Origin of the sequence: Nitratidesulfovibrio liaohensis, from assembly GCF_011682075.1 — a bacterium.
Taxonomy (GTDB): domain Bacteria; phylum Desulfobacterota; class Desulfovibrionia; order Desulfovibrionales; family Desulfovibrionaceae; genus Cupidesulfovibrio; species Cupidesulfovibrio liaohensis.
In genome coordinates, this window is record NZ_VSMK01000190.1 from 1 (window position 1) to 5,016 (window position 5,016).

Annotated in this window: 6 protein-coding genes; 1 reads left to right on the plus strand and 5 read right to left on the minus strand. The window is 66.4% G+C overall.

The features are described from left to right. The 4 genes from FVW27_RS07655 to rplU form a co-directional block, all read right to left on the minus strand. Positions 1–271: amino acid kinase family protein (locus FVW27_RS07655; protein WP_481850159.1), on the minus strand; the 271-nt coding region annotated here is incomplete at its 3' end. A gap of 47 nt (positions 272–318) precedes the next feature. Beyond that, the gene (gene obgE / locus FVW27_RS07660; protein WP_167124066.1) at positions 319–1,425 is read right to left on the minus strand and encodes a GTPase ObgE; all 1,107 of its coding nucleotides are present in this window, start codon (positions 1,423–1,425) and stop codon (positions 319–321) included. Positions 1,426–1,840: 415 nt separating this feature from the next. After that, a complete protein-coding gene (rpmA, locus tag FVW27_RS07665; RefSeq protein ID WP_035066468.1) occupies positions 1,841–2,110 on the minus strand; it encodes a 50S ribosomal protein L27 in 270 nt (89 codons plus the stop codon). Positions 2,111–2,128: 18 nt separating this feature from the next. Further along, positions 2,129–2,437, minus strand: a complete 309-nt coding sequence (rplU, locus tag FVW27_RS07670; RefSeq protein ID WP_007523828.1) for a 50S ribosomal protein L21 — start codon at positions 2,435–2,437, stop codon at positions 2,129–2,131. Between the two features lie 745 nt (positions 2,438–3,182). Here rplU and rfbA point away from each other — a divergent pair. Beyond that, positions 3,183–4,061, plus strand: a complete 879-nt coding sequence (gene rfbA / locus FVW27_RS07675; RefSeq protein WP_167124068.1) for a glucose-1-phosphate thymidylyltransferase RfbA — start codon at positions 3,183–3,185, stop codon at positions 4,059–4,061. Positions 4,062–4,350: 289 nt separating this feature from the next. Here the strand turns inward: rfbA and FVW27_RS07680 are convergent, their stop codons facing one another. After that, entirely contained in the window at positions 4,351–4,491 is a 141-nt protein-coding gene (locus tag FVW27_RS07680; RefSeq protein ID WP_012612513.1) for a hypothetical protein, read from the minus strand. Positions 4,492–5,016: the final 525 nt, after the last annotated feature.

Here is a 5,016-nt window from a genome sequence, read left to right on the forward strand (position 1 = left end):
CGATCTCGCAGCAGCTGCGCAGCACGCCGCGCCCCGCCGCCACCGCGCCGGAAGACACCAGCACCACGCGCCGCCCGCCTTCCTGCACGGCGGAAAGCTGGCCCGCCAGCGATTCCACCATGGCAAGGTCCAGCCCCTCGCCGTTGGTCAGCACGGCGCTGCCCACCTTGACCACGACGCACCGCGCATCCGCCAGCGCCCTGCGCCGTTCGGCCTGCCAGTCGCCCGCCGTATCCGCCTGATCCCGCCTTGCCTCTTTCCGTCCGGACATGCCGTCGCTCCGTTGGGATGCGGGCGCGCCGCCAGCTTGCGCCGGGGTTATTCGCGCACCCAGATCACCTCGATGTCGCTTTCTTCCTCGTCGAATTCCTCGGTCTCGCGCAGGCGCACCAGGGCCTCGTGGTTGTCCAGCTCGTCGCGCATGCGCCACATCTCGGCCACCACGTCCTCCACCCCCTCGCCTGTCAGCGCGGACATGAAGTGCACGGTGCGGCCATCGGCGGCGGCGCGTTCACGCAGGGCCTGCACAGCTTCCGGGTCGCGCAGGTCTATCTTGTTGACCACCTGCAACTGCACCCGCTGGCCAAGGTCTGCATCGAAGCGCACCAGTTCCTCGTTGATGAGGTCAAAGCCGCTCCACGGGCCGTCGGGGCTGTCCAGCGACACGTCTTCCACGCTCAGGATGTGCACCAGGAACCGGGTGCGCTCCACGTGCTTCAGGAAGCGGTGCCCAAGGCCCTGCCCTGCGTGCGCCCCCTCGATGAGGCCGGGAATGTCCGCGATGACCAGCCGCTGTTCGGGATCGACCTCGTCGATCATCACGCCCAGGTTGGGGATCAGCGTGGTGAACGGATAGGCCGCGATCTTGGGCCGCGCCGCCGACACCTTGGAGATGAACGTGGACTTGCCCGCGTTGGGCAGGCCCAGCAGGCCCGCGTCGGCCAGGATCTTCAGTTCCAGGCGCAGCGAGCGCACCTCTCCCGTCTCGCCCTTCTGGGCAAAGCGCGGGGCGCGGTTGGTGGACGACTTGAAGTGCTCGTTGCCCTTGCCGCCGCGCCCGCCCTGCGCCACCACGAAGACGGTCTCCGGGTCGGAAAGGTCGCACAGCAGGGTTTCGCCGTCCTCGGTCACCTCGTAGATCTGGGTGCCCACGGGCAATTCCACCGTCAGGTCGTCGCCCTTGCGGCCATGGCACTGGCTGCCCATGCCGCCCTGCCCGTTCGGCGCCTCGTAGTTGCGTTGCAGGCGGAAGTCGTAGAGCGACAGCAGCCGGTTGGAGGCGCGCAGGATGACGCTGCCGCCGTCGCCGCCGTCGCCCCCGTCGGGGCCGCCGCGCGGCACGAACTTTTCGCGGCGGAAAGAAACGCAGCCGTTGCCGCCGTTGCCCGCGCGAACCGTAATGGTGGCTTCGTCAACGAAGCGCATGATGATGCCTGCCTTGAAAACTGTGGATATGCGATGGATGCGGCGCCCGGAATGCCCGGAACGCCGAAGCGATGCCGAAAGTGCCCGGCTGGCCGTAACGCGCCCGGCGCGGTGAACGCACAGAACGCCGAAAAATCCGGTGTGGGCGCCGACAACCGGCGCGCCTGCCCCGCCTTCCGTGCCGGTTTGGGCCAGACCTGTCTGGGCCTGCCGGGTTCGGACCTGACTGGCATGGATATGACTGGTTCGGTCTCCATGTCAGGCCTGCCCGACACCATTGACGCAATGGGTACGGCCTGCCTGCCCCGTGCACTACACGAGCCCGCGGCACGGAGCAAACACGAAAGGGGCGGAAGAACGCTACGCGACTTCCGCCCCGGAAATGCAAGCCGTGGACGTGTATGTGCGGCCTGGCCTACGCCTGGGCGGGCACCACGTGCACGCGGGTCTGGACCTTCTTCTTGCGGGTGTACTTTTCGTACTTCACGGTGCCCTCGACAGTGGCGAACAGGGTGTAGTCCCTGCCCATGCCCACGTTGTCGCCGGGGTGCACGCGAGTGCCCAGCTGACGGACCAGAATGTTGCCGGCCAGAACCTGCTCGCCGCCGAAGCGCTTCACGCCGCGGCGTTGTCCGGCGCTGTCGCGACCGTTACGGGAACTGCCGCCTGCTTTCTTATGTGCCATGACGTGTTCTCCTTGGCGCTAGGCCTGGATGGCCTTGATCTTCAGGGCCGTGAAGTCCTGACGATGGCCCTGCTTCTTGCGGGAGTCGTTGCGGCGCCACTTCTTGAACACGATGAGCTTTTCGCCGCGACCGTGTTCGACCACCTCGGCGGTGACCTTCGCGCCTTCCACATAGGGAGCGCCGACGGAAAACGCGCCGCCGCCCAGCATCAGAACCTTATCGATGACAATTTCGCTGCCGGCTTCGGCCTCGAGCTTCTCGACGAAGATCTTGGCGCCTTCTTCGACGCGGAACTGTTTGCCACCCGTTTCGATAATCGCGTACATTAGTAACCTCCATGACGAGAGAGGGCTGACTTATCCTCATTCGGGGCAGGAAGTCAACCCCGGATTGCCACTCTGCGCGGCCGAGCCCCGGGAATATTCGTAAAATTCCGTCCGGGCGGCCACCAGTGGGCCGCATCCGTGCGCGAACGCGGGTCTTTTGGCCGCTTCACGCTCCCCGGCATGCGGGGCCGATGTCGATAGCACACACCCACCTGCCCCGCAAGGGCGGGATTTCCCTCCGCCTGCAACGCCCAGCGAACCGCGCCCGCATTAGAATTTTCACTTTCGTCAACGATACCGCGCGTCAGCAACCGCTTACAGCCAGACACCTTCCCGACCCCGCGAAATTTCTAACAGACGCCCCATGGTTCCGGGGGTATATCCCTTCTCGAGTGTGTCTCGTCTCGCGTCCGGGGGGAACCCCGCACCAAGGCCCTCCCCCAAGGCTGTTCCCCCCGGACCACCAAAAAGCGCGAGCACACCCCAGCGCCCTTGCCACAAAGGGCGTCAAACGGCGAAAGCCGTTTTTTTTGTTGGGACGGCCAGGCCGCCTTTTTTGTTGCCCGAACGCCAGCACGCCCCCCCCGGCCCGTAACGACCAGTCCGTCCGTCACGCACGGTACGCCTACGCGGCCCCACCCACCCCACCCGGCCCCGGCGCGCATCCCCCTTCCCTTCCCGCCCCGTCCCGGCTACCATGCCGCACTGCCGTGCCCTGCACGGCATCATCACCAGAGAGGTCGGCATGAAAGGCATCATTCTCGCCGGTGGGTCCGGCACGCGGCTCTATCCCATCACCTTGGGCGTCTCCAAGCAGCTCATGCCGGTGTACGACAAGCCCATGATCTACTATCCGCTGTCGGTGCTGATGCTGGCGGGCATCCGCGAAATATGCATCATCACCACCCCGGCGGACCAGCCGCGCTTTCGCGAACTGCTGGGCGACGGCGCCCAACTGGGCCTTTCGTTCACCTACATCGAACAGCCACGACCCGAAGGGCTGGCCCAGGCCTTTCTGCTGGCGCGGGACTTTCTGGCCGGCGAACCCAGCTGCCTGATCCTTGGCGACAACCTGTTCTACGGCGACCGGCTGCCCTCGCTGCTGCGGCAGTGCGCCCGGCTGGAAAAGGGCGGCATCGTGTTCGGCTACAAGGTGCGTGACCCGGAACGCTACGGCGTGGTGGAATTCGACGCGGCGTGCAAGGTCATGAGCATCGAGGAAAAACCCGTAGCGCCCAAGTCGCGCTTTGCCGTCACCGGACTCTATTTCTACGACGGGCGCGCGCCGGAGCTGGCCGCGCGGCTCTCCCCCTCGCCGCGCGGCGAACTGGAAATCACCGACCTGAACAACCTGTACCTGCGCGAGGGCAACCTTTCGGTGGAATTCCTGGGACGCGGCGTGGCCTGGCTGGATACCGGCACCTTCGAATCGCTGCATCAGGCGGCGTCGTTCGTGCGGGCCGTGCAGGACCGGCAGGGGCTGAAAATCGCCTGCATCGAGGAAATCGCCTGGCGCAAGGGCTACATCGACGACGACGCCCTGCGCGCGCTGGCAGCTCCCATGCTGAAGAACGACTATGGTCGCTACCTGATGGACATCATGGAGGACCGCCTGCGGGTATGACGGGGCGGAAGCGGGACTGGCGGGACTGGCGGGACTGGGCAAAACCGGGCGGGTCCAAACGGGACGCCCGGACCCGGGACGCCGTCGAAGGTTGCCGGTTGGTCCGCCCCTCTCCGCCGGGCGCAGGGCACGCAAAAAGGCCGCCCTTGCGGACGGCCCTTGCGGAAAACTGGCGATGCGCGCGCTGGCGCACCGATACCCCCGCGACGCCCCGGCAAGGGATGCGGCACGGTGCCGAAGAAACCCGGCGGGCAAGCCCGTCCCTGATTCCTTCGTTCTGCGGTCCCTTCTAATGATGCATGTGGTCACCCTTACCGATACGGTAGAAGGCGGTGGCCACGATGACGCAGAAGTAGATGGCGATCAGGCTGACGCCCAGGAAACCCTGCGGGCTCGAATGCATCGCATTCTGAATCAGTTCGTTCAGCATGTCCGGACTCCTTGTGCGGCCCGGCGACGGCACGCGGTCGCGCAAGACGACCGCCTCGCACCGGGCGGGGATTGACGTGAACACTCCAGGTCCGCAGATTACTTGCCGCTTTTCCGGCAAATGTCAAGCGCATCGTGAATTCCCGCACAAGGGAAGCACCGTTCAAGCCTTGCGCGCACTTGCCTCGCGCGCCGTCCCGCTGTACATGGCCCGCCCCGCCCCCGGCAGGAATGGCGCCGGGCACCGGCAGCACCGAACGGGGCATCCCCCTCCGCCAGGTGACGCCCCACCCGGCCCGCCCACTGCAATCGCGCAACCGGACGGGCCGAAGCAAACATGCACACGCGGCCACCCCGGTCGCCACGTTCACAACATATTCATGGAGACACCATGTCCGATACCACCCCCCGCCCCGGCGACCTTCTGGAACTGACCGTGGACGGCCTTGCCGCTGGCGGCCGCGCCGTATGCCGCCACGAGGGCCGCGTCGTGTTCGTGGCGGGCGGCCTGCCCGGCCAGCTGCTT

Excerpts from the sequence above, each read along its gene's own strand:
- obgE (WP_167124066.1), bottom strand. The coding sequence starts at position 1,425 with ATGCGCTTCGTTGACGAAGCCACCATTACGGTTCGCGCGGGCAACGGC.
- rpmA (WP_035066468.1), bottom strand. The coding sequence starts at position 2,110 with ATGGCACATAAGAAAGCAGGCGGCAGTTCCCGTAACGGTCGCGACAGC.
- rplU (WP_007523828.1), bottom strand. The coding sequence starts at position 2,437 with ATGTACGCGATTATCGAAACGGGTGGCAAACAGTTCCGCGTCGAAGAA.
- rfbA (WP_167124068.1), top strand. The coding sequence starts at position 3,183 with ATGAAAGGCATCATTCTCGCCGGTGGGTCCGGCACGCGGCTCTATCCC.
- FVW27_RS07680 (WP_012612513.1), bottom strand. The coding sequence starts at position 4,491 with ATGCTGAACGAACTGATTCAGAATGCGATGCATTCGAGCCCGCAGGGT.